Genomic DNA, 26,334 nt, shown 5'->3' with positions numbered 1-26,334 from the left:
ATGACTCATGCTCTCCACCCGCCAATTGCGTTACTTCGTCGAAATTGCCGACTGCGGCAGTTTCAGTGCGGCGGCTGAACGTTTGTTCGTTGCGCAATCGGCACTGAGCCGGCAGATCAAGGACATGGAGACGCGTCTGCAAACGCCACTGTTCGAACGCACCGCGCGCCAGCCTCGACTGACGGCGGCGGGTGAAGCGTTTCTGCCGCGGGCAAGAAATCTGCTCCATGAGCTGAGCAAGGCCAGCGCGATGGCCACTGAAGTCGGCAACGGCCAACTCGGCACGTTGCGTCTCAGCCATTCCAGCACGGTGTCGATCAGCGGACGTTGCTCAGCGATATCGGCGCTTATCTGCAGCAACAACCCGGTGTGTCGCTGGACATCGGCAAGCTGTCGTCCGAGGCGCAACTGCAAGAGTTGGCCGAAGGACGTCTCGATATCGGCCTGCTGCGCCTGCCGGTGTTGCGCCAGCGCGAGGGCATTCAAATTGTGCCGCTGTTTACTGAACGGCTGCTGCTGGCAGTTCCGATGGATCATCGATTGGCCGAAGCTGAGCGTGTCGATCTGGCTCAACTGAAGGACGAAGCGTTCATCTCCATTCCGCATCCACAGCGCGGCGGTTTGAGTTATCTGTGTGCAGACCTGTGCATGCGCCAGGGTTTCTTCCCGAAAGCGGCGCGGGTGATGTCGCGTAAAACCACACAGTTACAGTTGATTCAGGCCGGGTTCGGCATCGCCCTGCTGCCGGAATCGATGCAGGACATCGCGCCGAGCGGCGTACGATTCCTGCCGCTGGCCGATGCCGACTGCCACAGCACCGTCGCCCTCGCCTATCGGCAAAATCCCACTCCACTGATCCAACACTTCATCCAGACTTTTACAAAACCATGTGGGAGCGAGCTTGCTCGCGAAAGCGGCGTTGCAGGCGATTCAGATGTCGACTGACACGCCGCCTTCGCGAACAAGCTCGCTCCCACAGGGATTTATGGTGATTCATGGTGATTGATCAGCAAATGCCTTTAAACTGCGCCCCATGATTAAAGATCCCTTTGCAAGACTTGGCCTGGACCGTGAAGTCCTGACCGTCAGCCAGCTCAACGGCCGCGCGCGGGTGTTGCTCGAAGACGTGTTCAGCAACATCTGGGTCGAAGGCGAAATCTCCAACCTTGCCCGCCCGGCGTCCGGCCACATCTATTTCACCCTCAAGGACAGCGGCGCGCAGGTGCGTTGTGCGCTGTTCCGGCAGAACGCCGCGCGCGTGCGCCAGGCGCTGAAGGACGGCTTGGCGGTCAAGGTGCGCGGCAAGGTCTCGCTGTTTGAAGGCCGTGGCGACTACCAGTTGATTCTCGACACCGTCGAACCGGCTGGTGACGGTGCACTGCGTCTGGCCTTCGATGCACTGAAAGAAAAGCTCAGCGCCGAAGGTCTGTTCAGTGCCGAACGCAAAGTTCCGTTGCCAGCACATCCGCAACGCATCGGCATTATCAGTTCGCCAACCGGCGCGGTGATTCGCGACATCATCAGTGTGTTCCGCCGCCGTGCGCCGCAGGTGCAGTTGACGTTGATCCCGACCGCCGTGCAGGGTCGCGAAGCCACCGCGCAAATTGTTCGTGCGCTGAAAATGGCCGATGCCCGTGGCTTCGACGCGTTGATCCTCGCCCGTGGCGGCGGTTCGCTGGAAGACCTCTGGTGCTTCAACGAAGAAGCCGTGGCCCGTGCGGTCGATGCCTGCGTGACGCCGATTGTCAGCGCGGTTGGCCATGAAACCGATGTGTCGATCAGTGACTTTGTCGCCGATGTGCGTGCACCGACGCCGTCTGCGGCTGCCGAACTGCTCGCGCCCGATTCCAGCCATTTGATCCGTCAGGTCGACAGCCTGCATCGCCGTTTGGTGATGCGCATGCGTGATCGCTTGATGCGTGACCGTCTGCGCCTCGAAGGCATGGCCCGTCGCCTGCGTCATCCCGGCGAACGTCTGCGCCAACAGGCGCAGCGCCTGGACGATCTGGACATGCGCATGCGTCGGGCGTTCGAGCGTCATCTCAATACCCGCCGCGAACGCCTGATCCGCCTGGAAACCCGCCTCGCCGGGCAACATCCGGGACGGCAACTGGCGATGTTGCGCCAGCGCCTCGACAGCCTCGCCGAACGCTTGCCCCGGGCCATGCGCGAAGGCCTGAAGAACCGTCGTCTGCAATTGCACAGCCAGATGCAGACGCTGCACGTGGTCAGCCCGCTGGCAACGCTCGGCCGTGGTTACAGCATTCTGCTCGACGAGCGCGGGCACGCGATCCGCAACGCCGCGCAGACCCACACTGGCCAGCGCCTGAAAGCCAAACTCGGTGAAGGCGAACTGCAAGTGCGCGTCGAAGATAATCACCTGACGCCTGTCACCCTTTCTTTACTGGACTGATCCATGCCGCGTTTTCTGGCTCCATTGTTTCTCCTGTGTCTGACCTTCAATGCCCACGCCGACAGCTACATCACCCGACTGCTGAACAAACCGGTGCCGGGTGGCGTGGCAGTGGTTGATCTGGGCGCGGCCGCGCAGGCGCCGAAAGCCACGTATCAAGGCAAACCGGTGCTGGTGGTCAAGGAACAGAACAACTGGCTGGCGATTGTCGGTGTGCCGTTGACGGTTAAACCGGGCGCGCAACAGATCAGCAGTGGCGGGCGTAATCTGCCGTTCACCGTGGGCAACAAGAAGTACCCGGAACAACGCATCACCCTGAAGAACAAGCAGCAGGTCAATCCGGATCAATCGAACCTCAAGCGCATCGAAGGCGAACTGGCCGAGCAGATCAAGGCTTACCGTAGCTTCAGCCCGAACACGCCAAGCAATCTGTTGCTGGATAAACCGGTCAATGGGCCGCTGTCGAGCAAGTTTGGTGTGCGCCGCTTCTTCAACGGTGAAGAGCGCAACCCGCACGCAGGCCTCGACTTCGCGGTGCCGGCGGGCACGCCGATCAAGACTCCGGCGGCGGGCAAGGTGATCCTCACCGGCAATTACTTCTTCAATGGCAACACGGTGTTTGTCGACCATGGGCAGGGCTTTATCAGCATGTTCTGCCATATGTCGAAGATTGATGTGAAAGTCGGCGATCAACTGGCGCGTGGCGCGGTGGTCGGCAAGGTCGGCTCGACGGGACGGGCGACCGGGCCGCACATGCACTGGAATGTCAGCCTGAATGATGCGCGGGTGGATCCGGCGATTTTCATTGGTGCCTTCCAGCCTTAAGACAGCCGATGGGCTGATGGCCCCTTCGCGAGCAAGCTCGCTCCCACATTGGATTGCGTTCAAAACACAAATCCCTGTGGGAGCGAGCTTGCTCGCGAAGGCGGCCTATAAAGCACATCAATACTTACTGAATTGCTATAAATCCCAATTGCGCCCCAATCAAACCTCGCGCAAATATCACAACGATCAGCGATCTCCAGCGCAATAAAATCCCGCAAAAACCCGCTTTCCGAGTATTCCTCTCAATTTTTTTCGACTGCTTGCCATCCTCCCCCCTCGCGGTTAGGGTTGAAGGCATGAAAACCTCACACACCCTCATTCAGCTTCGCCAGCACCGCAGCCTGTGCCTCGTCAGCGCACGACTGCCGGGTTGAATCGCCGCACCTCGTCCCACGCTTTTCCCAGAACATTCGTAACACCGGCAGGCCGCCTCTTTTCGGCCCAGACAATAAGGAATTTCCCGATGAGCATGCTCAAAGATCCGTCTTCGAAATACCGCGCGTTTCCTGTCATCAACCTGCCGGACCGCACCTGGCCGTCGAAAACCATCGACACCGCGCCGATCTGGTGCAGCTCCGACCTGCGCGACGGCAACCAGTCGCTGATCGAGCCGATGGACGCGGTGAAGAAGCTGCGCTTCTGGAAAACCCTCGTGCAAGTCGGCGTGAAGGAAATCGAAGCATCGTTCCCGGCCGCTTCGCAAACTGATTTCGACTTCGTGCGCACCCTGATCGAAGAAGGCCACATCCCGGACGACACCACCATTCAGGTGCTGACCCAGGGCCGTGAAGACCTGATCGAGCGCACCTTCGAATCCTTGCGCGGGGCGAAGAAAGCCATCGTTCACCTGTACAACGCCACTTCGCCTTCCTTCCGTCGCATCGTCTTCAACCAAGACAAGGACGGCATCAAGGCCATCGCCGTGAACGCCGCCAAGCTGTTCGTCAAATACGCGGCGATGCAGCCGGACACCGAATGGACCTTCGAATACTCGCCGGAAACCTTCAGTGCCACCGAGCTGGAATTCGCCAAGGAAGTCTGTGATGCAGTGATCGAGGTGTGGAACCCGACGCCTGAGCACAAGATGATCCTCAACCTGCCGGCCACCGTTGAATGTGCGACGCCGAACATCTACGCCGACCAGATCGAGTGGTTCGGCCGCAACATCAACCGTCGTGACAGCGTGATCATCAGCCTGCACACCCACAACGACCGTGGCACCGGTGTCGCCGCTACCGAGCTGGGCCTGATGGCCGGCGCCGATCGCGTCGAAGGCTGCCTGTTCGGCAACGGCGAGCGCACCGGTAACGTCGACCTCGTCACCGTCGCCCTGAACATGTACACCCAGGGTCTCGACCCGCAGCTGGACTTCTCCGACATCGACGGCGTGCGCAAAGTGGTTGAGGAGTGCAACCAGATTCAGGTTCACCCACGTCATCCGTACGTTGGCGACCTGGTCCACACCGCGTTCTCCGGCTCGCACCAGGATGCGATCCGCAAAGGCTTCTCCCAGCAGAAACCGGACGCCCTTTGGGAAGTGCCGTACTTGCCGATCGACCCGGCCGACATCGGTCGCAGCTACGAGGCGGTGATCCGCGTCAACAGCCAGTCGGGCAAGGGCGGCATCGCTTACTTGCTGGAACAGGAATACGGCATCAGCCTGCCGCGTCGCATGCAGATCGAATTCAGCCAGGTCGTGCAGCGTGAAACCGATCGTCTGGGCCTTGAGATGACCGCCAAGCAGATTCACTCGCTGTTGATCAGCGAATACCTGCAAGCCAACACTCCGTACGCGCTGGTCAGCCATCGCCTGCAGGAAGAAAACGGCAACAGCAATGTTGAAGTGGAAGTGGCGAGCAAAGGTCAGGGCGAAACCAACCTGCACTGGCGCGGCAAGGGCAACGGTGCGCTGGAAGCACTGGTGGCCGGCCTGCCAGTTCCGGTGGAGATCATGGACTACAACGAACACGCGATCGGCGCGGGCACCAATGCCAAAGCGGCGGCCTACATCGAGCTACGTGTGAACGGTGAACGTGCGGTGCACGGCGTGGGTATCGATGAAAACATCACCACGGCCAGCTTCAAGGCGCTGTTCAGTGCGCTGAACCGTTCGCTGAGCCAGCCTGAGGCGAAAGCGGCTTAAGCCTTCGCTGAAATGCAAAAGGCCCCGGCGTTTGAACGCCGGGGCCTTTTTTTGCCTGCAAGTTTTGGGCTGACTTTTATGACCCCTTCGCGAGCAGGCTCGCTCCCACATTTGGGATGCATTCCCCTGTGGGAGCGAGCCTGCTCGCGAAGGCGTTCTGTCAGGCGCAGCAGGAATCAGGTGAACTCGAAGGTGTCGGCATCCAGATTTGCCGGGAAACGCTCGCGATAAGCTGCCAGGGGCGCGGCTTCCAGCACGACCTTGAACACGCCATCGGCCTCCCCCGCCGCCAGCAAGGTTTCACCCTGGAAATCCAGCACCTGACTGTCACCGGTATAGGCAAAACCTTTGCCGTCAGTGCCGACGCGATTCACCGCCGCCACGTAACAGAGGTTCTCGATGGCGCGTGCCGGCAACAGGCGATTCCAGTGCAGACGCCGTGCGCCCGGCCAGTTCGCGGTGTACAGCAGCAGATCGGTGTCCTGCGCATCACGGCTCCACACCGGGAAGCGCAGGTCGTAGCAGATCAGCGGACGCACACGCCAGCCCTTCAGTTCGAACTGCACCTGCCGCTCGCCGGGGGTGTAGTGGTTGTGCTCGCCGGCCATGCGGAACAAGTGACGCTTATCGTAATGCAGCACTTCGCCGTCCGGTCGTGCCCACAGCAGGCGATTGCGATGGCTGCCGTCAGCCGCCTGAATGATCACACTGCCGGTGATCACGGCATTGAGCTTGGCCGCCTGAATCCGCAGCCATTTGCTGGTCGGGCCGTTCTCGGCTTCGGCGAGGGTCTCGGACTCCATGGAGAATCCGGTGGTGAACATTTCCGGCAGGATGATCAGATCCGCCCCGCGCGCCTGCTCCAGCAGCGCATCGAAATGCTCGAGATTGGCCTGGCGGTCATGCCAGGCCAGACTGGTCTGGATCAGCGCCAGGTTGAGATCGGGTAACGCACTCAGATCACGCATAGTTTCGCCGCCGCTTCACGCAGCGTCTCCTCGCGTTTGGCGAAGCACAAGCGCACCAGGCGCTGGCCTTCGGGTGGACTCTGGTAAAACACCGAGACCGGGATACTCGCCACGCCGTGTTCGCGGGTCATCCACATCGCCATCTCGACGTCATTCAAATCGGGGCGAATCTGCGAGTAATCGACCAGTTGGAAATACGTGCCAGTAACCCGGCTGAAGGTGAAGCGTGACGGCGCCAGCAAATCGCAGAACAGATCGCGCTTGGCCTGATAGAAACCCGGCAGCTCTTCGACGTGCTCCGGGTGTTCGGCCATGTAATCGGCCAAGGCGTATTGCAGCGGGGTCACGCCACAGAAACTGACGTACTGATGCACTTTGCGCAGTTCGGCGGTCAGCGCCGGTGGTGCAACGACGTAACCGGTTTTCCAGCCAGTGACGTGGTAAGTCTTGCCGAACGAGCTGACCACGAAGGCGCGCTGATACAGCTCTTCGTGGGCCAGCACGCTGACGTGCGGCACGCCGTCGAACACCAGGTGTTCGTAGACTTCGTCGCTGATCAAGTAGATGTCGCGGTCGCGGATCAGCGCTGCCAGTTGATCCAGTTCCGCGCGGCTGATCAGGGCACCGCTCGGGTTGTGCGGGGTGTTGATGACGATCATTTTCGTGCGCGGACTCAGGGCCGCAGCGAGCTGGTCGAAATCAATGGAGAAATCATCCGGGTTCAGTTGCACATGCACGCAACGACCGCCCGCCAATTCCGTCGCCGGTTCATAGCTGTCGTAGCACGGATCGAACACGATGACTTCGTCGCCGCTGTGGATAACCGCCTGAATCGCACAGAAGATCGCCTGGGTCGCGCCCGGCGTGACCGTCACTTCGCTGTCGGCATTCACTTGTACGCCATAGCTGCGAGCGATTTTCGCCGCAATCTGCTCGCGCAGCGCCGGCAGGCCCGTCATCGGTGAATATTGGTTATGGCCACTGGCGATGTGTCGACCGACTGCATCGCGCAGCGACTGCGGGCCGTCAAAATCAGGAAAACCCTGTGACAGGTTGATCGCGCCGGTTTGCGCCGCGAGCTGAGACATCTGCGTGAAAATCGTGATGCCGACATTCGGCAGCTTACTGGTGATCATCGGGGGTTCCCTGCTCAACACCCGGCTCTGACGACGGCGCGGGAGAGCCCGAGGATAGCCCATCCGGCGCCCATAAAAAAAGGGCGCCGGATGGCACCCTTCTCTCATGCGGCCAGCGACCTTACTTCTTGTCGCGGCGCTTCTTGTCGGCTTTCTTGTGGTGCGACATCAAACGACGCTTCTTGTTGACCTGGCGGTCGGTCAGCGTGGTTTTGTTGCCTTCGTACGGGTTCTCGCCGCCCTTGAACTCGATGCGGATCGGCGTACCGACCAGCTTCAGCACACGGCGATAAGTGTTCTCCAGATAGCGCACATACGACTTCGGCACTTTCTCGATCTGGTTACCGTGGATCACGATGATCGGCGGGTTGGCACCACCCAAGTGGGCATAACGCAACTTGATCCGGCGGTTGTTGACCATCGGTGGCGCGTGCTCGCCAACGGCGTCTTCCAGAATCTGGGTCAGACGGTTGGTCGGCCAGCGGGTGACCGCCGACTTGAACGAGTTCTGTACGGAGGCGTAGAGGTTACCCACGCCAGTGCCGTGCAGGGCCGAGATGAAGTGAATGTCGGCGTAATCAACGAAGAACAGACGACGCTGCAGCTCGACCTTCACATAGTCGCGCTCGCTCGGCGTCATGCCGTCCCACTTGTTGATCGCGATCACCAGCGCACGACCCGACTCAATGGCAAAGCCCAGCAGGTTGAGGTCGTGATCGACCACACCTTCGCGGGCATCCATCACGAAGATCACCACGTTGGCGTCTTTGATCGCTTGCAGGGTTTTCACCACGGAGAATTTTTCGACTTCTTCGTGGATCTTGCCGCGCTTGCGCACACCCGCGGTGTCGATCAGCGTGTACTTCTCTTCATTGCGTTCGAACGGAATGTAGATACTGTCACGCGTGGTGCCGGGTTGGTCGTAGACGATTACGCGGTCTTCACCGAGCATGCGGTTGACCAGGGTCGACTTGCCGACGTTCGGACGGCCGATGATGGCGATCTTGATCCCGTCTTTTTCACTCGGGCCAGGAATGCGCTTGGCTTCCTCGCCTTCGGCGACGATCTCTTCTTCGCCGTCTTCTGGCTCTTCTTCGTCTTTGGGGAAATCACCCAGGGCGATTTCCAGCATCTGGGTGATGCCACGACCGTGAGCACCGGCGATCGGGATCGCGTGGCCCATGCCCAACGGCGCGAACTCAGCGCGGGCCATTTCCGGGTCGATGTTGTCGACCTTGTTGGCGACCACGTAGGAACGCTTGTTACGTTTGCGCAGGTGTTCGGCGATCATCTGGTCGGCGGCGGTGAAACCGGCCTTGGCATCTACCAGGAACAGCACAACGTCTGCTTCTTCAATGGCCAGCAGCGACTGCTCGGCCATTTTTTCGTCCATACCGTGCTCGTCACCGGAGATACCACCGGTGTCGACCAGAATGTAGGAACGCCCTTGCCACTTGGCCTCACCGTACTGGCGATCACGGGTCAGACCGGACAAGTCGCCGACGATGGCGTCGCGAGTCCTGGTCAGGCGGTTGAACAAGGTGGATTTGCCGACGTTCGGTCGGCCCACCAGGGCGATTACGGGAACCATGCGGCTCTCCACTTCGTTATTTCAGAAAATACAAAAGCCGCTGCGAGGCAGCGGCTGGTGCTCGGGGCAACACTGTGGGTGTTCTTTGTGGGAGCGAGCCTGCTCGCGAAAAACGCCAAAGCACCGCGTTTATTCAGGCCATCTGCGTAATCGTTGACGCCCATCGCGAGCAGGCTCGCTCCCACATTCATACTCACAAGTGAAGCTGCCTGGGGGTGTTAACCCCAAGCATAGTTGTTACTTGATGGTCAGGGCTTCCAGTTTGCCGCTGTTGCCATATACATAAATCGTGTCACCCACCACCAGCGGACGGGCACGCAGGCCGTCGCTGTCGATGCGCTCACGGCCGACGAAACGACCGTCAACCTGACTCAGCAGGTGCAGATAACCTTCCAGGTCACCCACTGCAACATAGCTGGAGAACACCTCCGGAGCCGACAGTTGACGGCGAGCCAGCGAATCGTTGCTCCACAAGGCTGTGGTGGAACGTTCGTCGACGCCTTCAACGGTGCCCGAGGACAGGCTCACGTAAACGCTGCCGAAACCCTGAGCGATACCGGCGTAGCTCGACGCATCGCGCTGCCAGAGTTGACGACCGCTTTCCAGGTCCAGTGCCGCAACGCGACCCTGATAGCTGGCAACGTACAGCGTACCGCCGGACAGCAGCAGACCGCCGTCGATGTCGACCACGCGCTCCAGTTCCGAACGACCTTGTGGAATCGCGATGCGTTGTTCCCACACCGGCACGCCGTTGGAAATGTCCAGAGCGACCACTTTACCGGTCGACAGACCAGCCACCGCGAGGCGGTTGGTGACCAGCGGGGCACTGGTGCCACGCAGGGTCAGTACGGCAGGCGTGCTGTCATACACCCAGCGCTGGGTACCGGTGGAGGCATCCAGACCGATCAGACGATCGTCCTGAGTCTGCACTACTACCACGTCGCCGTTATTGGCCGGCGGCGCGAGAACTTCGCTGTTTACACGAGCACGCCACTTCTCTTCACCATTGCTGGTGTCCAGAGCGACGACTTCGCCACGCAGTGTACCGATCAGCACCAGACCGTAACCCACGCCAACGGCGCCGGAGACAGGCAGTTCAAGATCCTGCTTCCATTTCACGTCGCCATTGCCGCGATCCATGGCCATCACCACGCCGGTTACATCGGCGGCGTAGATGGTGTCACCGTCGATCGCCGGCACCAGCATGTTGTAGGTTTCGCCCTGACCGTCACCGATCGAACGACTCCACTGCTTGTGCAGAACCACTTCTTCTTTGAAGTCGGTCAGTTCGGCCGGTGGCAATTCTTTTTTGCTGTTGCTGCTGCAACCCGCGGCCAGAAGGGCCAGAGCCAGCAATGCTGCATGCTTCCAACGGATCACGTCACGCATCCCCTTTGGCCAGGTCGTCGAGCTTGATTTGAAGGCCACCGACCGCCGCTTCATCCGACAGCGCCGCCTTGGCTTTTTGATACGCCTTGTTCGCGTCATCGGTACGGCCCAGCTGTACCAGCAGGTCGCCCTTGAGTTCTTCGCGAGTGGCCAGGAACGCTTTGTCGGCATCGCCGTCGAGCAGTTTCAGGCCATCTTCAGCCTTGTTCTGCGCGCCGAGTACCTGCGCCAGACGCTGACGGGCGATTTCGCCCAGCGCCGGGTTGGCCGGCTTGTCGACGATGGCTTTGAGTTCGGTAGCGGCGTCGTCCAGCTTGCCGCTGTCGACCGCTACTTTGGCCACGAACAGGCTGCCGTACTGCGCGTAGGCAGAACCGCCGAATTCGCTGTTGAGCTTGCCGGCCAGATCCGCAACGCGGGCAGCATCAGGCTTGCCGTCAGGCGTCAGCGTGGTTTCCAGCAATTGCTGATAGAGCACCGAGGCGCCTTGCGACTGGTTGCTCTGATATTTGTGATAGGCCTGCCAGCCGAACACGATGACCAGCGCCAACAGGCCGCCAGTGACCAGAGGTTTGCCGTTGCGTGTCCACCAGTCCTTCAAATCCGCCAACTGTTCGTCTTCGGTACTCGACACCCCAATACTCCTTAATCGCTAAATCGGCTGTTTAGACAGCTTCAACCCTGCACGACGCAGGTGGCCAGGTGAGCGGCAAGCGCATCCCAGGCAATGCTTTGTTGTTCGCCCTGGCCACGCAGGGGTTTGAAACCTACCACTTGCTGGGCCATTTCGTCGTCACCCAGAATCAGTGCGTACAGCGCACCGCTCTTGTCGGCTTTCTTGAACTGGCTTTTGAAGCTGCCGGCGCCGGCATTGACTTGCAGGCGCAGGTTTGGAAGTTGATCACGAACACGTTCTGCCAGGGCCAGACCGGCCAGCTCGGCTTCTTCACCGAAGGCGCACAGATAGACATCAACCTGACGGGAGATTTCTTCCGGGATCTGCTCGAGGGTTTCGAGCATCAGCACCAGACGCTCGATGCCCATGGCGAAGCCGACGCCGGTGGTTGGCTTGCCGCCCATTTGCTCGACCAGACCATCGTAACGACCGCCCGCGCAAACTGTGCCCTGGGCGCCGAGCTTGTCGGTGACCCATTCGAAGACGGTTTTGCTGTAGTAATCGAGGCCGCGCACCAGTTTCGGGTTGAGCACGTAAGGAATGCCGACGGCATCCAGACGAGCCTTCAAGCCCTCAAAGTGCGCACGGGATTCGTCGTCGAGGTAGTCGGCCATCTTCGGCGCATCGACCAGCACCGCTTGAGTGTCGGCATTTTTCGTGTCGAGCACGCGCAGCGGGTTGGTTTTCAGGCGACGCTGGCTGTCTTCGTCGAGCTTGTCGTGGTGCGCCGAGAGGTACTCGACCAGCGCTTCACGATAACGCCCGCGGGACTCGCTGGTGCCGAGGCTGTTGAGTTCGAGCTTGACCGCATCACGAATGCCCAGCTCGCCCCACAGGCGCCAGGTCATGGCGATCAGCTCGGCGTCGATGTCCGGACCGTCGAGGTTGAACACTTCCAGGCCGATCTGGTGGAACTGGCGATAACGACCTTTCTGCGGACGTTCGTGGCGGAACATCGGGCCGATGTACCAGAGTTTCTGTACCTGGCCACCGCCGGTGATGCCGTGCTCGAGCACAGCTCGCACGCACGCCGCGGTGCCTTCCGGACGCAGGGTCAGGGAGTCGCCGTTGCGGTCTTCGAAGGTGTACATCTCTTTTTCGACGATATCGGTCACTTCACCGATCGAGCGCTTGAACAGCTCGGTGAACTCGACGATCGGCATGCGGATCTGCTTGTAACCGTAGTTATCCAGCAGACGCGCAACAGTGCCCTCGAAATAACGCCACAGCGGGGTCTGTTCGGGCAGGATATCGTTCATGCCACGAATGGCTTGCAGAGACTTGCTCACTTTAAATCCTTAAATTCGTTCGGCGTTCAGTCAGGCTCAGCCGCGCGCGATAACCGCAGCGTCAGCTTCGACCTTTTCGGCCGCTTTCTGGCGGATCAGCCTTTCCAGCTCGTCCACCAGATTGTCATTCGTCAGTTTCTGCGCCGGCTTGCCGTCGATGTAAATCAGGTTTGGCGTGCCGCCGGTCAAACCGATATGGGCTTCCTTGGCTTCGCCGGGGCCGTTGACCACGCAACCGATCACCGCGACATCCAGCGGCACCAGCAGGTCCTCAAGGCGCCCTTCCAGCTCGTTCATGGTTTTAACCACATCGAAGTTCTGCCGCGAGCAGCTCGGGCAGGCGATGAAGTTGATGCCACGGGAACGCAGATGCAAAGACTTGAGAATGTCGTAACCGACCTTCACTTCTTCGACCGGATCGGCCGCCAGCGAGATGCGGATAGTATCGCCAATCCCTTCGGCGAGCAGCATACCTAGGCCCACGGCGGATTTCACTGTGCCCGAGCGCAATCCACCGGCTTCGGTGATGCCCAGGTGCAGCGGCTGAATGATTTCTTTCGCCAGCAAGCGGTAGGCTTCGACGGCCATGAACACGTCGGAAGCCTTCACGCTGACCTTGAAGTCCTGGAAATTCAGGCGTTCGAGGTGTTCAACGTGGCGCAGAGCGGACTCGACCAGCGCGGCCGGAGTCGGCTCGCCGTATTTCTTTTGCAGGTCTTTTTCCAGGGAACCGGCGTTGACGCCGATGCGGATCGGAATGCCGCGATCACGCGCAGCATCAACCACGGCACGCACGCGGTCTTCGCGACCAATGTTGCCCGGGTTGATGCGCAGGCAGTCCACACCCAGTTCGGCCACGCGCAAGGCGATCTTGTAGTCGAAGTGGATGTCGGCAACCAGCGGCACCTTAACCAGTTGTTTGATCTTGCCGAACGCCTCGGCGGCGTCCATGTCCGGCACCGATACGCGGACGATGTCGACGCCAGCGGCTTCCAGACGATTGATCTGCGCAACAGTGGCGGCCACGTCATTGGTGTCGCTGTTGGTCATGCTCTGCACAGCGATCGGCGCATCGCCGCCCACCGGTACGTTGCCGACCCAGATCTTGCGCGAAACGCGACGTTTGATTGGAGATTCGCCGTGCATGACTTATTGACCCAACTTCAGGCGAGCAGTCTCGCCACTGGTGAACGGAGCGATATCGACCGATTGGCCGTTGTAGCTGACCTGTGCGGCGCGGGCAACGCCCAGGCGCACGGCGAGCGGCGGCTTGCCACTGACGGTCACATTATCGCCTTTATGCTTGAGACCACTGAAGATCACTTTGCCACGAGCATCGGTGACTTGTGCCCAGCAATCGCCGGTGAACTGCAGTTGTACCTGGCCGTCGCCTGCAGCAGGAGCAGCCACTTCAGCGCTTGGCGCTGGCGTCGCAGGAACCACCGGGGCAGTAACGGTCTGCGCTGGCGTAGCCGGAACGTTTGGCGTCGGGGTGGCCGGGCTTGCAACAACCGGAGCAGGCGTATGAGCCGGGGCCGTCGGGGTCGCAGCGGGAGCAGCCGGAGCGGCTGGAGTCGTGGTTGGCGCAGCGCCTTCGGCACCGGTCGATTCCGCGGTGGTTTCAGACTGAGGCAGTGCCAGCGTCGTCGAACTGTCGGCCTGATTCTCCTCGACAGCCTGGTCTTCCGGCTCATCGATCGGGTGAATCTGGGTGGTGCCGTCAGCACCTTCGACTTCAACGTGCTCTGGCGCCAGCGAAGTCAGGTCCTTGGTACGCAGCGACGTCTGATCCTGCCACCAGACGAAACCACCGCCGATGACCGCGATCAGCAACAGCAGGCTGACAATACGCAAAATGGTGTGGGAAACCCGTACAGGCTCTTCGATTCGGCCCAGGGCGTGGACGTTGCTGCCCTGGGAATCGGTGCCGGTGGACTGGTCGAATTGCTGGACCAGAACGGTCTGGTCCATGCCGAGCAATTTGGCGTACGCGCGAATGTAACCGCGAGCGAAGGTATGCCCCGGCAGCTTGTCGAAAGCGCCGGCTTCAAGATTGCTCAGGGAAGTCACGGTGAGGTTGAGCTTGAGGGCCACTTCGGCCAGCGACCAGCCATTGCTTTCGCGGGCCTGGCGCAGGGTCTCACCGGGGTTAACGCGATTCGCTGCTACAACTTCGGGATGCGCCGCTTTCATCATTGCTCCGACAGGTATTGCTGATATTCCGGCGTACCGGGATAGAGTCGTTTTAATTGCAGGCCATAACTGGCGGCCTTGTCGCGATCTTCAAACACTTTTGCCAGCCGAACGCCGAGCAATAGACTACGTGCATTTTGTTCGGTCAGCAGGCTGAAACGGTCGTAATAGTCACGTGCGGGCACATAATGCCTGTCTTCGAAGGACAACTCAGCCATTTCCAGCAATGCGCGCGGTTGTTGACGATTCAAACGCAGTGCCTTTTCCAGCTGTTGCTGCGCCAGATCACGCTGACCGAGCTTCGCCGCCGTCATGCCGAGGTTTTCGAACACACGCGAACGCTCAGGATACAGGGTATCGGCGGCGGCCTGTTCAAAACGCTCGTAGGCTTCTTTATAACGCTGTTGTTCGTAGAGAAAACTGCCGTAGTTGTTGAGGATGCGCGCATCGGCAGGACGGGAGGACAAAGCCTTGCGGAAGTGTTCGTCGGCCAGCTCAGGCTCCATTTCGGACTGAAACACCAACCCGAGGGCAGCGTTGGCGTCTGGATCGGAGCCGTCGATTTCCAGCGCCTTCTTCAGCGGCACCTTGGCCCGTTCGCTCATGCCTTGCTGCAAATACCCCAGCCCCAACTGCACATAGGCAGCCCGCGCTTCATCGCGGCCCTTGCTGGTCTTCATCGGGTTGTAGTCACCCGACAGGACACAACCAGCACACAGGCTGGCCAACAGCAACAGCAGCGCAAAGCGCAGGGACATAGAGATCCTCTCTTAGTTAGTGTTCGCGGCGTTCTGTGCCAGATCGCTGTCGGCGTTCAACTCACGCACGGCGATGTAACGTTCGCTGCGACGGGTGCGATCCAGCACCTGCCCTACCAATTGACCACACGCGGCGTCGATGTCTTCACCACGGGTGGTGCGGACAGTGACGTTGAAACCGGCCTGGTGCAACTGATCCTGGAAACGACGGATCGCGTTGTTGCTTGGCCGCTCGTACCCGGAATGCGGGAACGGGTTGAACGGAATCAGGTTGATCTTGCACGGAATGTTCTTCAGCAGCTCGATCATCTCGACGGCGTGTTCAACCTTGTCGTTGATGTCCTTGAGCAAGGTGTACTCGATGGTCAGCACACGTTTCTCGCCCAGGGACGACATGTAGCGCTGGCACGACTCGAGCAGCATCTTAAGCGGATACTTCTTGTTGATCGGCACCAATTGGTTACGCAATGCGTCATTCGGTGCGTGCAGGGACAACGCCAGGGAGACGTCGATGTGCTTGGCCAGCTCATCGATCATCGGCACCACACCCGAGGTGGACAGGGTCACGCGGCGCTTGGAGATCCCGTAGCCGAGGTCATCCATCATCAGATGCATGGCGGCGACGACGTTGTCGAAGTTCAGCAGTGGCTCACCCATGCCCATCATCACCACGTTGGTGATGGCACGGTCGACGGTTGCCGGGACACTGCCGAAAGATTTGTTGGCAATCCACACCTGACCGATGACTTCGGCGGCGGTGAGGTTGCTATTGAAGCCTTGCTTGCCGGTGGAGCAGAAACTGCAATCCAGGGCACAGCCTGCCTGGGACGAAACGCACAGAGTGCCGCGTTTGCCCTGGGGAATGTACACGGTCTCGACGCAGCTGCCGGACGCCACGCGCACCACCCATTTACGGGTGCCGTCGCTGGAGATGTCCTCGCTGACCACTTCCGGACCACGGACTTCAGCAATGGCCTTGAGCTTGTCGCGCAAGGCCTTGCTGACGTTCGTCATGGCGTCGAAATCATCGACGCCAAAGTGGTGAACCCATTTCATTACCTGACCGGCACGGAAACGCTTCTCCCCGATTGAGTCGAAGAATTTTTCCATTTCCTGTTGAGTCAGACCCAGCAGGTTGGTTTTTACAGTCGATGTAGTCATGGATTCACCTTCACTCTTAAGCCAATGCTTAGCGAGTGGTTACTTCAGTAGCTGCGAAGAAGTACGAGATTTCACGAGCAGCTGCGGCTTCGGAGTCCGAACCGTGAACAGCGTTGGCGTCGATGGAATCAGCGAAGTCAGCACGGATGGTGCCGGCAGCAGCTTCTTTAGGGTTGGTAGCGCCCATCAGCTCACGGTTCAGAGCGATAGCGTTTTCGCCTTCCAGAACCTGAACAACAACAGGACCGGAGATCATGAAAGCAACCAGGTCGCCGAAGAAACCACGAGCGCTGTGCTCAGCGTAGAAGCCTTCAGCTTCAGCTTTGGACAGTTGCTTCAGTTTCGAAGCTACAACGCGCAGGCCGGCTTTTTCGAAACGAGTGGTGATTTCGCCGATGACGTTTTTTGCAACAGCGTCAGGCTTGATGATGGAGAAAGTGCGTTGAACAGCCATGGTGTAACTCCAGAAACGGTAATTTGCGAAAAATTAAACCCGCGAATTATACGCGGGTTCTTGGGTATTGCCTAACCTGCGAGGACGATCAGTCCAATTCTTCAGCCCAGAGCGTCTGAACCGCTTCCAACACCTTCTCGCCAACTCGACCAGAGGCATTGTCAAAATCAGGCAGCTCTTTGATCCATTGCTGCAGATCGACGAAATTGACAGAAAACGGATCTACACCCGGCTTGGCCTCGGCCAACTCTTCTGCAATGCGTTGAACATCATTCCAACCGTAGCTCATGACAGTCTTACCAGTCAGTGCGGCGCTTCAGCCGCATGGTTAAGCGAATATTTCGGAATCTCGACGGTGATGTCTTCTTCACCGACGATGGCCTGACAGGCTAGGCGCGATTGCGCTTCCAGGCCCCAGGCACGATCGAGGAAGTCTTCTTCCAGCTCGTCCGCCTCTTCCATCGAGTCAAAACCCTCGCGGATGATGCAGTGGCAGGTGGTGCAAGCGCAGACGCCGCCGCAGGCGCTTTCCATCTCGATGTGGTGTTCGTGGGCCAGTTCGAGAATCGAGGTGCCGGGCGCAGCCTCGACCACCATGCCGTCCGGGCAAAACTTATCGTGGGGCAGAAAAATGACCTGCGGCATCAGATATCCTCGATTTCATTCAGATTGCGCCCCGACAGAGCGGCTTTCACCGTCAGATCCATGCGGCGGGCAGCAAAAGCATCGGTCACTTGCGACAGACGCTTGGTCTGCTGCTCGATGGCGTAACCATCAGTACCTTTCATCAGTTCGGCCAGTTCCTGCAACTGCAGGTCGATGACCATGCGCTCTTCGGCGTCGAGCAACCGCTCGCCATCCGCCTCCAGAGCGCCCTGCACCGCTTCGATCAGGCGCTGGGCGTCGACTTGCTGCTCGCGCAGGACGCGGGCGACTTTGTCGTCATTAGCGTGCTGGAACGAATCTTTCAGCATCTTGGCGATTTCGCCGTCGGTCAGGCCGTAGGACGGTTTGACCTGAATGCTCGCCTCAACGCCCGAACCCAGTTCACGGGCAGAAACACTGAGCAGACCGTCGGCATCGACCTGGAAGGTCACGCGAATCTTCGCTGCACCGGCGACCATCGCTGGAATGCCGCGCAATTCGAAGCGCGCCAGCGAGCGGCAGTCGCTGATCAGCTCGCGCTCACCTTGCAGCACATGGATCGCCATGGCCGACTGGCCGTCTTTATAAGTGGTGAAGTCTTGTGCGCGAGCGACGGGAATGGTGGTGTTGCGTGGAATCACCTTCTCCATCAAGCCACCCATGGTTTCCAGCCCCAGGGACAGCGGAATCACATCAAGCAGCAGCAGTTCGCCGCCATCGCGCTTGTTGCCCGCCAACGTATCGGCCTGGATCGCGGCACCGATGGCCACCACTTGATCCGGGTCAATTTCGGTCAAAGGCTGACGACCGAAGGCTTCGGCAACGGCTTCGCGAACACGTGGCACGCGAGTCGAACCGCCAACCATGACCACGGCGTGCACGTCTTCCAGCTCAATGCCGGAATCGCGAACGGCACGGCGGCAGGCTTTCAGACTGCGCGCGACCATTGGTTCGATCAGCGCATCGAAGGCTTCACGGGTCAGCGGCGCTTTCCAGTCGCCATAGGCCACTTCAACGCTGGCCGCATCGGTCAGGGCCTCTTTGGCCGCGCACGCGGTTTGCAGCAGATTGCGTTGTGCGCCCGGATCGAGATCGGCGGACAGACCCGCGCTCTCGATGATCCAGCCGGCAATCGCGTGATCGAAGTCATCGCCGCCCAGCGCGCTGTCGCCGCCGGTGGCCAGGACTTCGAAAACACCGCCAGTCAGACGCAAAATCGAAATATCGAAGGTGCCCCCGCCCAGGTCGTAAATCGCGACCAGGCCTTCAGCATGTTGATCCAGACCGTACGCCACAGCGGCCGCAGTCGGCTCATTGAGCAGACGCAGCACATTCAGACCAGCGAGTTTCGCCGCATCTTTAGTCGCTTGACGCTGAGCATCGTCGAAGTACGCCGGAACGGTAATCACCGCGCCAACCAGTTCGCCACCCAAAGTCGCTTCAGCGCGCTGACGCAGGACCTTGAGGATATCGGCGGAGACTTCGACCGGACTTTTCGGGCCCTGCACGGTGTCGATGAACGGCATGTGCGATTCGCCACCGACAAAGCGGTATGGCAGTTGCTCGCCCAATTGCTTGACGTCGGACAGACCACGACCCATCAAGCGCTTGACCGACAGCACGGTGTTCAAAGGATCGGAGGCGGCAGCCAGTTTGGCCGACTCGCCGACTTCAACGCGATCGGCGTGATAACGCACGGCGGACGGCAGGATGACCTGCCCGTTGGCGTCGGCCAGCGGCTCGGAAAGACCACTGCGCAACGCAGCGACCAGCGAATTGGTAGTGCCCAAGTCGATCCCCACAGCCAGACGACGCTGGTGCGGTTGAGGACTTTGGCCGGGTTCGGCGATCTGCAGTAGGGCCATCGTGATCAGGACTTATCTGTATATCAGGCGTGCGACCGGAGCGGCACTGGGTTAATCGTCGAGGCGCTCTTCTAACTGGCGCACTTCGTAGGTGAGCTTGTCGAGGAACTGCATGCGCCGCATCAGGCGTTCGGCCTGTTCGCGTTGCGCCGCATCATCCCAACAGGCTGCGAAGCTTTCGTTGAGTTCTTCCTGAGCCACTTTCAAGCGCCGCTTGAACACCGCGACACCGTCGAGATCAGCACTGTCCTGAAGGTCTTCGAGCTCTTCGCGCCATTGCATCTGCTGCAGAAGAAACTCGGGATCATGGACAGTGACTTCCATCGGCACTTCATGCCCGCTGATGGTCAGCAGGTAGCGTGCGCGCTGGGCCGGACTCTTGAGCGTCTGATAGGCATCGTTGAGCCGCGCAGACTGCTCGAGCGCCGACCGCTGCTCACGCTCGGAAGCGTCGGCAAAGCGGTCAGGATGAACGCCGCGCGCCAACTCACGATAGCGCGTGGCCAACTGCTCGAGATCCAGACGGAAACTCGGTTGCAGCTCGAATAAAGCGAAATGACAAGGAATACCCACGACAAGCCTCAGATGTTGAAGCTTTCGCCGCAGCCACATTCACCGCGTACGTTGGGGTTGTTGAACTTGAAGCCTTCGTTCAACCCTTCCTTGACGAAATCGAGCTCGGTGCCGTCCAGGTAGGCGAGGCTTTTCGGGTCGATGATCACTTTTTCGCCGTGACTTTCGAACACCTGATCCTCTGCAACCACCTCGTCGACAAACTCCAGCACGTAGGCAAGGCCGGAACAGCCTGTGGTGCGAACACCCAGACGAATCCCTTCACCTTTGCCGCGCCCGTCGAGGGAGCGCCGCACGTGTCGAGCAGCCGCTTCTGTCATGCTGATAGCCATCGGTGACTCCTTACTCGTCGCCAAATCCAGAAAGTCAGATCAAGCCTTTCTTCTGCTTGTAATCGCGAACAGCCGCTTTGATAGCGTCTTCAGCCAGTACCGAGCAGTGAATCTTCACTGGCGGCAGGGCCAGTTCTTCGGCCAGCTGAGTGTTCTTGATGGTTTCTGCTTCGTCCAGGGTCTTGCCCTTCATCCACTCGGTGGCGAGGGAGCTGGAAGCGATAGCCGAACCGCAGCCGTAGGTCTTGAACTTGGCATCTTCGATGATGCCAGCGTCGTTGACCTTGATTTGCAGACGCATCACGTCGCCGCATGCCGGAGCGCCGACCATGCCGGTGCCGACATCAGGATCTTCCGCGTTCATCTTGCCGACGTTGCGCGGGTTTTCGTAGTGGTCGATGACCTTTTCGCTGTAAGCCATGATTCTCAATCCTCACTCATCAGGGCCGCTCTTGAGACCCTGCAACTGCGCTGCGTAAACCGCCGCGTCGCTACAGGATCTGTATCCGGCGGCTTCTATATTTAGTGTGCCGCCCACTCGATTTTCGAGATATCGACGCCGTCTTTGTACATGTCCCACAGCGGCGACAGAGCGCGCAGCTTGGTAACGGCCTCGCAGACTTTCTGCGCGGCGTAGTCGATTTCTTCTTCGGTGGTGAAACGGCCGAAGGTGAAGCGGATCGAGCTGTGTGCCAGTTCGTCGTTGCGGCCCAGGGCGCGCAGTACGTACGAAGGCTCCAGCGACGCCGAGGTGCACGCCGAACCGGACGATACCGCCAGATCCTTGAGTGCCATGATCAGCGACTCGCCTTCAACGTAGTTGAAGCTCAGGTTCAGGTTGTGCGGAACGCGGGCGGTCAGGCTGCCGTTGACGTACAGCTCTTCCAGATGCTCGACCTGCTTGTAGAAGCGGTCGCTCAACGCTTTGATGCGGACGTTTTCGGCCGCCATGTCTTCTTTGGCTACACGAAACGCTTCGCCCATGCCGACGATCTGGTGGGTCGCCAGGGTGCCGGAACGCATGCCGCGCTCATGACCGCCGCCGTGCATGGTCGCTTCGATGCGCACACGCGGCTTGCGGCTGACGTACAGCGCGCCGATGCCTTTAGGGCCGTAGGTTTTGTGAGCGGAGAACGACATCATGTCGACTTTCAGTTTCTGTAGGTCGATGTCGACCTTGCCAGTGGACTGAGCGGCGTCGACGTGGAACAGAATGCCCTTGGCGCGGAGCATTTCGCCGATCGCAGCGATGTCGTTGACGGTGCCGATTTCGTTGTTCACGTGCATCACGGAGACCAGGATGGTGTCTTCGCGCAGTGCAGCTTCAATCATCGCCGGAGTAATCAGACCGTCTTCGGTCGGCTCAAGGTAGGTGACCTCAAAACCTTCACGCTCCAGTTGGCGCATGGTGTCGAGGACAGCCTTGTGCTCGATCTTGGAGGTGATCAGGTGCTTGCCCTTGGAGCCGTAGAAATGCGCCGCACCCTTGATTGCCAGGTTGTCGGATTCGGTAGCGCCCGAGGTCCAGACGATTTCGCGCGGATCGGCGTTGACCAGATCGGCCACCTGACGACGAGCGTTTTCGACGGACTCTTCAGCCTTCCAGCCGAACACGTGGGAACGGGACGCCGGGTTACCGAAGTTTCCGTCGACCAGCAGGCATTCACTCATTTTTTGCGCAACACGCGGATCAACCGGGGTGGTCGCAGAGTAATCAAGGTAAATCGGCAATTTCATGGACTATCTCCTAAATCAGGGCTGGCGTGCCGCTAGCTCTTTGGCTGTCATTCGACGGCGGACGCTTCAATCTTGTCCAGGCGTGGCGCCTTGCTGTTGCAACGACGCTGGTCCTGACGCTGGGCTACTTCTTGCACCTCACGGCGAGTCACAAGATCAGCCAAGCTGATACCACTTAGAAATTCGTGAATCTGCAGGCTCAAATCGCACCACAGATGGTGGGTCAGACAGGTGTCGCCGGAATGGCAATCGCCTTGGCCCTGGCATTTGGTGGCATCAACCGATTCGTTTACCGCATCGATCACCTGGGCGACCTGGATGCCCTGCATGTCGCGGGACAACTGGTAGCCACCACCCGGACCGCGAACACTGGAAACCAGGTTGCTGCGGCGCAGCTTGGCGAACAGCTGTTCGAGGTAGGACAGGGAGATGCCTTGGCGCTCGGAGATATCGGCCAGGGACACGGGCCCGTGCTGCGCGTGCAATGCCAGGTCAAGCATGGCGGTCACGGCGTATCGGCCTTTTGTAGTCAGTCGCATGGACAGTTACCACGGAGTTCAGAATGGGGCGAGTATGCAATTCCCGAGTATTTAAGTCAACTTTAAGACCTAGTACTTTAGTCAGGATTACCCGCAAAAGTGCGCGCGCATCATAGCAAAGGCTGGCGGCGTACAGCCAGCAGTACCGCGTTATCGTTCTTCGCGAGCAGGCTCGCACACATTGGAATGCAATCCTCTGTGGGAGCGAGACTGCTCGCGAAAGCAGCGCTGCGGTTTAGCTAGCTTTCGACTCGTCTTTGCCTTTGACGCAGGCGAAGTCTTCTTCACGCAGCTCAGGCAGTTCTTTCGCACAATAATTGCTGCCCAGATCCTTCAGCGCGCCACACATTCCTTCCAGCCGCCCATCCACCGCTTGCAGGTGATCAAGCAACTGACCGATGGCGCGCGCCACCGGGTCGGGCATGTCTTCGCTGACGCCGTACGCATCAAAACCGATCTTCTCGGCCATGGCCTTGCGCTTGGCGTCCTGCTCTTCGTCGGATTTGACAATGATGCGCCCCGGGATCCCCACCACAGTGGCACCCGGTGGCACTTCTTTGGTCACCACGGCATTGGAACCAACCTTGGCACCGGCACCGACCGTAAACGGGCCAAGCACCTTGGCGCCAGCACCCACGACAACACCATCGCCCAGCGTCGGGTGACGCTTGCCTTTATTCCAGCTGGTGCCGCCGAGGGTCACGCCCTGATAGATGGTCACGTCATCGCCAATCTCGGCGGTTTCACCAATGACAATGCCCATGCCATGGTCAATAAAGAAGCGTCGACCGACTTTTGCGCCGGGGTGAATCTCGATTCCGGTCAACCAGCGACCGAAGTTCGACACCAGCCGCGCCAGCCATTTCAGTTCGTTACGCCACAGCATGCCAGCCAATCGGTGAATCCAGATCGCATGCATGCCGGGGTAGCAGGTCAGGACTTCAAAAGCGTTACGCGCCGCCGGGTCTCGATGAAAAACGCTCTGGATATCTTCACGCAAACGCTCAAACATCATTTAGTCCTTCCGCTTAAGAAGCTCACCACGGGCCGCTTTTTGGGTTTCCGTGAGGATGCCTCGCAAAATATTCATTTCCGCCCGGCTGACCGAGCTGCGTCCGTACAACCGACGCAGGCGCGCCATCAAGTGCCGGGGTTTTTCCGGATCGAGGAATTCGATGGCGACCAGCGTCTGCTCCAGGTGCTCATAGAATCGCTCCAGCTCATCCATGGTCGCCAGCTCGGCACTTTTCACCGAAGCCACTTCTTCTTTCTCGATTTTGCTCGGCTGACCTTGCGCGGCCAGCCAGGCCATGCGCACTTCATAGCTCAACACCTGCACCGCCGCACCAAGGTTCAGCGAGCTGAACTCAGGGTCGGAGGGGATGTGCACGTGAAAGTGACATCGCTGCAGCTCGTCATTGGTCAGGCCGGAATCTTCACGACCAAACACCAGGGCGATTTCAGCGCCCTGCCCGGCCTCCTCGACCACTTTGGTGCCGCATTCACGCGGATCCAGCAGCGGCCAGGGGATTCGGCGATCACGGGCGCTGGTGCCAAGCACCAGATTGCAGCCGACCAAGGCGTCTTCCAGAGTGGCGACGACTTGCGCGTTTTCAAGGATGTCACCGGCACCGGAGGCGCGAGCATCGGCCTCGTGGTGCGGAAACAGGCGCGGTTCGACCAGCACCAATCGCGACAGACCCATGTTTTTCATGGCGCGCGCGGCCCCGCCGATATTGCCGGGGTGGCTGGTATTGACCAGGACGACACGAATGTTCTGCAGCAAGGGAGGCGCTCTCGGACACAGGAAAGGGGGGCAAATCTTACAGAACAGCCTACCGTTAAGCTATGAAAGCGAACAGCGTCCTTCACCTGAAGAAAAGTTCTGATAGAATGCGCGGCTTTCTTTAACAACCTTAGGTGACACATCCATGCAGCCCATGCTGAATATCGCGCTGCGCGCCGCCCGCAGCGCCAGTGAACTGATCTTCCGCTCCATCGAGCGCCTGGATACCATCAAGGTCGACGAAAAAGACGCCAAGGATTATGTATCCGAGGTCGATCGCGCCGCTGAACAGAAAATCATCGACGCGCTGCGCAAGGCTTACCCGAACCACTCGATCCGCGGTGAAGAGACCGGCCTGCACGCCGGTACCGGCATCGAAGGCGAAGAGTACCTGTGGATCATCGATCCACTGGACGGCACCACCAACTTCCTGCGCGGCATTCCTCACTTCGCTGTCAGCATCGCCTGCAAATACCGCGGTCGCCTGGAACACGCTGTTGTTCTGGATCCGGTTCGTCAGGAAGAATTCACCGCCAGCCGTGGTCGCGGCGCTCAACTGAACGGTCGTCGTCTGCGCGTCAGCGGTCGTACCAGCCTCGACGGCGCCCTGCTGGGTACCGGCTTCCCGTTCCGTGACGACCAGATGGACAACCTGGAAAACTACCTGGGCATGTTCCGCGCCCTGGTTGGCCAGACTGCCGGCATCCGCCGCGCCGGTTCCGCCAGCCTGGACCTGGCTTATGTTGCTGCCGGTCGTTTCGATGCATTCTGGGAGTCGGGCCTGTCCGAGTGGGACATGGCTGCAGGCGCCCTGCTGATTCAAGAAGCCGGCGGCCTGGTGAGCGACTTCACCGGCGGTCACGACTTCCTTGAAAAAGGCCACATCGTTGCCGGCAACACCAAGTGCTTCAAGGCAGTACTGACGGCGATCCAGCCGCACCTGCCGGCTTCGCTGAAGCGCTAAGCTTCACGCGAAACGAAAAAAGCACCCTTCGGGGTGCTTTTTTTATGCTTGCATTCAGACCAACACAAATCCTTGTGGGAGCGAGCTTGCTCGCGAAAGCGGTGGATCAGGCTGCATAGATGTTGAATGCCAGACCGCATTCGCGAGCAAGCTCGCTCCCACAGGAGATCCGGGGTTAGCCGAAAATTCCGGGCACAAAAAAAGCACCCCGCAGGGTGCTTCTTTCTAAACGACCAGCCTGTTACTGACCCGGCTCGTTCTGCGACAGGATCAACTTACCTTCCTTGTCGACCGGAATCTGGTTGCCCGGATCACGATCCATTCGCACTTTGCCTTCCTTGCCGTCCAGCGAGTAACGCACGTCGTAACCTACAACCTTGTCACTGATGTCATTCACTGTATTACAGCGAGTCTGGGTCGTGGTGTAGGTATCGCGATTCTGCATGCCTTCCTGCACCTTGTTACCGGCATAACCGCCACCGACCGCGCCAGCCACCGTGGCAATTTTCTTGCCGGTGCCGCCGCCGATCTGATTACCCAACAAACCGCCCGCTACCGCACCGATCGCAGTGCCGAGGATCTGGTGTTGATCCTTGACCGGCGCCTGGCGGGTCACAGCTACATCCTTGCACACTTCACGTGGAGTCTTGATCTGTGTTTTAACCGGCTCAACGGCCAACACTTGCGCATACTCAGGGCCGCTTTTAACCAGGCTGTAGGTGGCAACAGCACCCCCGGCAGTTACACCGACAGCACCCAATACCGCACCAACCAGCAACGACTTGTTCACATGAACCTCCTGACCATCACATGCGGGACACGCCCGCGCTTCTCCCAGCCTTGGAGCATAAAAAAAGGCGCGAGTTCAACTCGCGCCTTTCTTGGGCTGACAGCCGG

At 59.5% G+C, this 26,334-nt stretch carries 26 protein-coding genes and 1 pseudogene; 5 read left to right on the top strand and 22 right to left on the bottom strand.

What is annotated here, in order from left to right; genetic code table 11:
* Nucleotides 1–7 precede the first annotated feature (7 nt).
* The 4 genes and pseudogenes from A8O26_RS16500 to leuA all read left to right on the top strand — a co-directional run bounded on the left by A8O26_RS16500 (nt 8) and on the right by leuA (nt 5,381).
* Nucleotides 8–945 (top strand): annotated as a pseudogene (locus A8O26_RS16500) (LysR family transcriptional regulator).
* An 88-nt stretch (nt 946–1,033) separates the two neighbouring features.
* Nucleotides 1,034–2,413, top strand: a complete 1,380-nt coding sequence (gene xseA, locus A8O26_RS16495; protein ID WP_064118937.1) for an exodeoxyribonuclease VII large subunit — start codon at nt 1,034–1,036, stop codon at nt 2,411–2,413.
* 3 nt (nt 2,414–2,416) lie between these two features.
* Entirely contained in the window at nt 2,417–3,238 is an 822-nt protein-coding gene (locus A8O26_RS16490) for a M23 family metallopeptidase (protein ID WP_064118936.1), read from the top strand.
* Between the two features lie 463 nt (nt 3,239–3,701).
* On the top strand, nt 3,702–5,381 hold the full coding sequence (leuA, locus tag A8O26_RS16480; protein ID WP_008082522.1) for a 2-isopropylmalate synthase: 1,680 nt from the start codon (nt 3,702–3,704) through the stop codon (nt 5,379–5,381).
* Nucleotides 5,382–5,557: 176 nt separating this feature from the next.
* On the opposite strand, the gene A8O26_RS16475 is transcribed toward leuA, so the two are convergent.
* From A8O26_RS16475 to trmJ, 21 genes are all read right to left on the bottom strand, one after another.
* The gene (locus A8O26_RS16475; RefSeq protein WP_064118934.1) at nt 5,558–6,349 is read right to left on the bottom strand and encodes an amidohydrolase; all 792 of its coding nucleotides are present in this window, start codon (nt 6,347–6,349) and stop codon (nt 5,558–5,560) included.
* Nucleotides 6,337–7,485, bottom strand: a complete 1,149-nt coding sequence (locus tag A8O26_RS16470) for a pyridoxal phosphate-dependent aminotransferase (protein WP_064118933.1) — start codon at nt 7,483–7,485, stop codon at nt 6,337–6,339. The genes A8O26_RS16475 and A8O26_RS16470 overlap by 13 nt, the downstream gene beginning before the upstream one ends.
* Before the next feature lie 121 nt (nt 7,486–7,606).
* The gene (gene der / locus A8O26_RS16465; protein ID WP_064118932.1) at nt 7,607–9,076 is read right to left on the bottom strand and encodes a ribosome biogenesis GTPase Der; all 1,470 of its coding nucleotides are present in this window, start codon (nt 9,074–9,076) and stop codon (nt 7,607–7,609) included.
* A 237-nt stretch (nt 9,077–9,313) separates the two neighbouring features.
* Nucleotides 9,314–10,465: an outer membrane protein assembly factor BamB gene (bamB, locus tag A8O26_RS16460; protein WP_038362973.1), complete on the bottom strand. Its 1,152-nt coding sequence runs from the start codon at nt 10,463–10,465 to the stop codon at nt 9,314–9,316.
* On the bottom strand, nt 10,458–11,099 hold the full coding sequence (locus A8O26_RS16455) for a YfgM family protein (protein WP_007916865.1): 642 nt from the start codon (nt 11,097–11,099) through the stop codon (nt 10,458–10,460). The genes bamB and A8O26_RS16455 overlap by 8 nt, the downstream gene beginning before the upstream one ends.
* A 41-nt stretch (nt 11,100–11,140) precedes the next feature.
* Nucleotides 11,141–12,430, bottom strand: a complete 1,290-nt coding sequence (hisS, locus tag A8O26_RS16450) for a histidine--tRNA ligase (RefSeq protein ID WP_064118931.1) — start codon at nt 12,428–12,430, stop codon at nt 11,141–11,143.
* Nucleotides 12,431–12,466: 36 nt separating this feature from the next.
* Nucleotides 12,467–13,576: a flavodoxin-dependent (E)-4-hydroxy-3-methylbut-2-enyl-diphosphate synthase gene (gene ispG, locus A8O26_RS16445; protein WP_064118930.1), complete on the bottom strand. Its 1,110-nt coding sequence runs from the start codon at nt 13,574–13,576 to the stop codon at nt 12,467–12,469.
* 3 nt (nt 13,577–13,579) lie between these two features.
* Entirely contained in the window at nt 13,580–14,623 is a 1,044-nt protein-coding gene (locus tag A8O26_RS16440; protein ID WP_064118929.1) for a RodZ domain-containing protein, read from the bottom strand.
* Nucleotides 14,623–15,381 carry a type IV pilus biogenesis/stability protein PilW gene (gene pilW, locus A8O26_RS16435; RefSeq protein WP_016984372.1) on the bottom strand — a complete coding sequence of 253 codons (759 nt, stop codon included), beginning with the start codon at nt 15,379–15,381 and terminating at the stop codon, nt 14,623–14,625. The genes A8O26_RS16440 and pilW overlap by 1 nt, the downstream gene beginning before the upstream one ends.
* Nucleotides 15,382–15,393: 12 nt before the next feature.
* A complete protein-coding gene (gene rlmN, locus A8O26_RS16430; protein WP_064118928.1) occupies nt 15,394–16,542 on the bottom strand; it encodes a 23S rRNA (adenine(2503)-C(2))-methyltransferase RlmN in 1,149 nt (382 codons plus the stop codon).
* Between the two features lie 28 nt (nt 16,543–16,570).
* Nucleotides 16,571–16,996, bottom strand: coding sequence for a nucleoside-diphosphate kinase (gene ndk, locus A8O26_RS16425; protein ID WP_007916882.1), 426 nt, complete (start codon nt 16,994–16,996; stop codon nt 16,571–16,573).
* A gap of 88 nt (nt 16,997–17,084) precedes the next feature.
* Nucleotides 17,085–17,285, bottom strand: a complete 201-nt coding sequence (gene iscX / locus A8O26_RS16420) for a Fe-S cluster assembly protein IscX (RefSeq protein WP_064118927.1) — start codon at nt 17,283–17,285, stop codon at nt 17,085–17,087.
* 14 nt (nt 17,286–17,299) lie between these two features.
* Nucleotides 17,300–17,641 (bottom strand): ISC system 2Fe-2S type ferredoxin, encoded by a 342-nt coding sequence (gene fdx, locus A8O26_RS16415; RefSeq protein WP_064118926.1) that lies wholly within the window; start codon nt 17,639–17,641, stop codon nt 17,300–17,302.
* Entirely contained in the window at nt 17,641–19,506 is a 1,866-nt protein-coding gene (gene hscA / locus A8O26_RS16410) for a Fe-S protein assembly chaperone HscA (protein WP_064118925.1), read from the bottom strand. The genes fdx and hscA overlap by 1 nt, the downstream gene beginning before the upstream one ends.
* A gap of 51 nt (nt 19,507–19,557) precedes the next feature.
* Nucleotides 19,558–20,079 (bottom strand): co-chaperone HscB, encoded by a 522-nt coding sequence (gene hscB, locus A8O26_RS16405; RefSeq protein WP_008084660.1) that lies wholly within the window; start codon nt 20,077–20,079, stop codon nt 19,558–19,560.
* Between the two features lie 8 nt (nt 20,080–20,087).
* On the bottom strand, nt 20,088–20,411 hold the full coding sequence (iscA, locus tag A8O26_RS16400; protein ID WP_003227904.1) for an iron-sulfur cluster assembly protein IscA: 324 nt from the start codon (nt 20,409–20,411) through the stop codon (nt 20,088–20,090).
* Nucleotides 20,412–20,445: 34 nt separating this feature from the next.
* The gene (gene iscU, locus A8O26_RS16395) at nt 20,446–20,832 is read right to left on the bottom strand and encodes a Fe-S cluster assembly scaffold IscU (protein WP_007916892.1); all 387 of its coding nucleotides are present in this window, start codon (nt 20,830–20,832) and stop codon (nt 20,446–20,448) included.
* A gap of 101 nt (nt 20,833–20,933) precedes the next feature.
* On the bottom strand, nt 20,934–22,148 hold the full coding sequence (locus A8O26_RS16390; RefSeq protein WP_064118924.1) for an IscS subfamily cysteine desulfurase: 1,215 nt from the start codon (nt 22,146–22,148) through the stop codon (nt 20,934–20,936).
* Between the two features lie 47 nt (nt 22,149–22,195).
* Nucleotides 22,196–22,687 (bottom strand): Fe-S cluster assembly transcriptional regulator IscR, encoded by a 492-nt coding sequence (gene iscR / locus A8O26_RS16385; protein ID WP_003227911.1) that lies wholly within the window; start codon nt 22,685–22,687, stop codon nt 22,196–22,198.
* Nucleotides 22,688–22,922: 235 nt separating this feature from the next.
* On the bottom strand, nt 22,923–23,699 hold the full coding sequence (gene cysE / locus A8O26_RS16380; protein ID WP_064119160.1) for a serine O-acetyltransferase: 777 nt from the start codon (nt 23,697–23,699) through the stop codon (nt 22,923–22,925).
* 3 nt (nt 23,700–23,702) lie between these two features.
* Nucleotides 23,703–24,473 carry a tRNA (cytosine(32)/uridine(32)-2'-O)-methyltransferase TrmJ gene (gene trmJ, locus A8O26_RS16375; RefSeq protein WP_008084663.1) on the bottom strand — a complete coding sequence of 257 codons (771 nt, stop codon included), beginning with the start codon at nt 24,471–24,473 and terminating at the stop codon, nt 23,703–23,705.
* A 145-nt stretch (nt 24,474–24,618) separates the two neighbouring features.
* Here trmJ and suhB point away from each other — a divergent pair, with 145 nt between their 5' ends.
* Nucleotides 24,619–25,437 carry a type III secretion system regulator SuhB gene (suhB, locus tag A8O26_RS16370; RefSeq protein ID WP_034156254.1) on the top strand — a complete coding sequence of 273 codons (819 nt, stop codon included), beginning with the start codon at nt 24,619–24,621 and terminating at the stop codon, nt 25,435–25,437.
* A gap of 241 nt (nt 25,438–25,678) precedes the next feature.
* Here the strand turns inward: suhB and A8O26_RS16365 are convergent, their stop codons facing one another.
* The gene (locus A8O26_RS16365; protein WP_064118923.1) at nt 25,679–26,227 is read right to left on the bottom strand and encodes a glycine zipper 2TM domain-containing protein; all 549 of its coding nucleotides are present in this window, start codon (nt 26,225–26,227) and stop codon (nt 25,679–25,681) included.
* Nucleotides 26,228–26,334 lie beyond the last annotated feature (107 nt).

The sequence above is a fragment of the Pseudomonas fluorescens genome, assembly GCF_001648775.1.
Classification (GTDB): Bacteria; Pseudomonadota; Gammaproteobacteria; order Pseudomonadales; family Pseudomonadaceae; genus Aquipseudomonas; species Aquipseudomonas fluorescens_M.
Note: the sequence above shows the minus strand (reverse complement) of the source record. Positions and strands in the feature narration are given on the sequence as shown.

Bases quoted from the DNA above. Each gene is read 5' to 3' on its own strand.
- xseA (WP_064118937.1), top strand. From the start codon at position 1,034: ATGATTAAAGATCCCTTTGCAAGACTTGGCCTGGACCGTGAAGTCCTG.
- A8O26_RS16490 (WP_064118936.1), top strand. From the start codon at position 2,417: ATGCCGCGTTTTCTGGCTCCATTGTTTCTCCTGTGTCTGACCTTCAAT.
- leuA (WP_008082522.1), top strand. From the start codon at position 3,702: ATGAGCATGCTCAAAGATCCGTCTTCGAAATACCGCGCGTTTCCTGTC.
- A8O26_RS16475 (WP_064118934.1), bottom strand. From the start codon at position 6,349: ATGCGTGATCTGAGTGCGTTACCCGATCTCAACCTGGCGCTGATCCAG.
- A8O26_RS16470 (WP_064118933.1), bottom strand. From the start codon at position 7,485: ATGATCACCAGTAAGCTGCCGAATGTCGGCATCACGATTTTCACGCAG.
- der (WP_064118932.1), bottom strand. From the start codon at position 9,076: ATGGTTCCCGTAATCGCCCTGGTGGGCCGACCGAACGTCGGCAAATCC.
- bamB (WP_038362973.1), bottom strand. From the start codon at position 10,465: ATGCGTGACGTGATCCGTTGGAAGCATGCAGCATTGCTGGCTCTGGCC.
- ispG (WP_064118930.1), bottom strand. From the start codon at position 13,576: ATGCACGGCGAATCTCCAATCAAACGTCGCGTTTCGCGCAAGATCTGG.
- A8O26_RS16440 (WP_064118929.1), bottom strand. From the start codon at position 14,623: ATGAAAGCGGCGCATCCCGAAGTTGTAGCAGCGAATCGCGTTAACCCC.
- pilW (WP_016984372.1), bottom strand. From the start codon at position 15,381: ATGTCCCTGCGCTTTGCGCTGCTGTTGCTGTTGGCCAGCCTGTGTGCT.
- rlmN (WP_064118928.1), bottom strand. From the start codon at position 16,542: ATGACTACATCGACTGTAAAAACCAACCTGCTGGGTCTGACTCAACAG.
- ndk (WP_007916882.1), bottom strand. From the start codon at position 16,996: ATGGCTGTTCAACGCACTTTCTCCATCATCAAGCCTGACGCTGTTGCA.
- iscX (WP_064118927.1), bottom strand. From the start codon at position 17,285: ATGAGCTACGGTTGGAATGATGTTCAACGCATTGCAGAAGAGTTGGCC.
- fdx (WP_064118926.1), bottom strand. From the start codon at position 17,641: ATGCCGCAGGTCATTTTTCTGCCCCACGATAAGTTTTGCCCGGACGGC.
- hscA (WP_064118925.1), bottom strand. From the start codon at position 19,506: ATGGCCCTACTGCAGATCGCCGAACCCGGCCAAAGTCCTCAACCGCAC.
- iscA (WP_003227904.1), bottom strand. From the start codon at position 20,411: ATGGCTATCAGCATGACAGAAGCGGCTGCTCGACACGTGCGGCGCTCC.
- iscU (WP_007916892.1), bottom strand. From the start codon at position 20,832: ATGGCTTACAGCGAAAAGGTCATCGACCACTACGAAAACCCGCGCAAC.
- A8O26_RS16390 (WP_064118924.1), bottom strand. From the start codon at position 22,148: ATGAAATTGCCGATTTACCTTGATTACTCTGCGACCACCCCGGTTGAT.
- iscR (WP_003227911.1), bottom strand. From the start codon at position 22,687: ATGCGACTGACTACAAAAGGCCGATACGCCGTGACCGCCATGCTTGAC.
- cysE (WP_064119160.1), bottom strand. From the start codon at position 23,699: ATGTTTGAGCGTTTGCGTGAAGATATCCAGAGCGTTTTTCATCGAGAC.
- suhB (WP_034156254.1), top strand. From the start codon at position 24,619: ATGCAGCCCATGCTGAATATCGCGCTGCGCGCCGCCCGCAGCGCCAGT.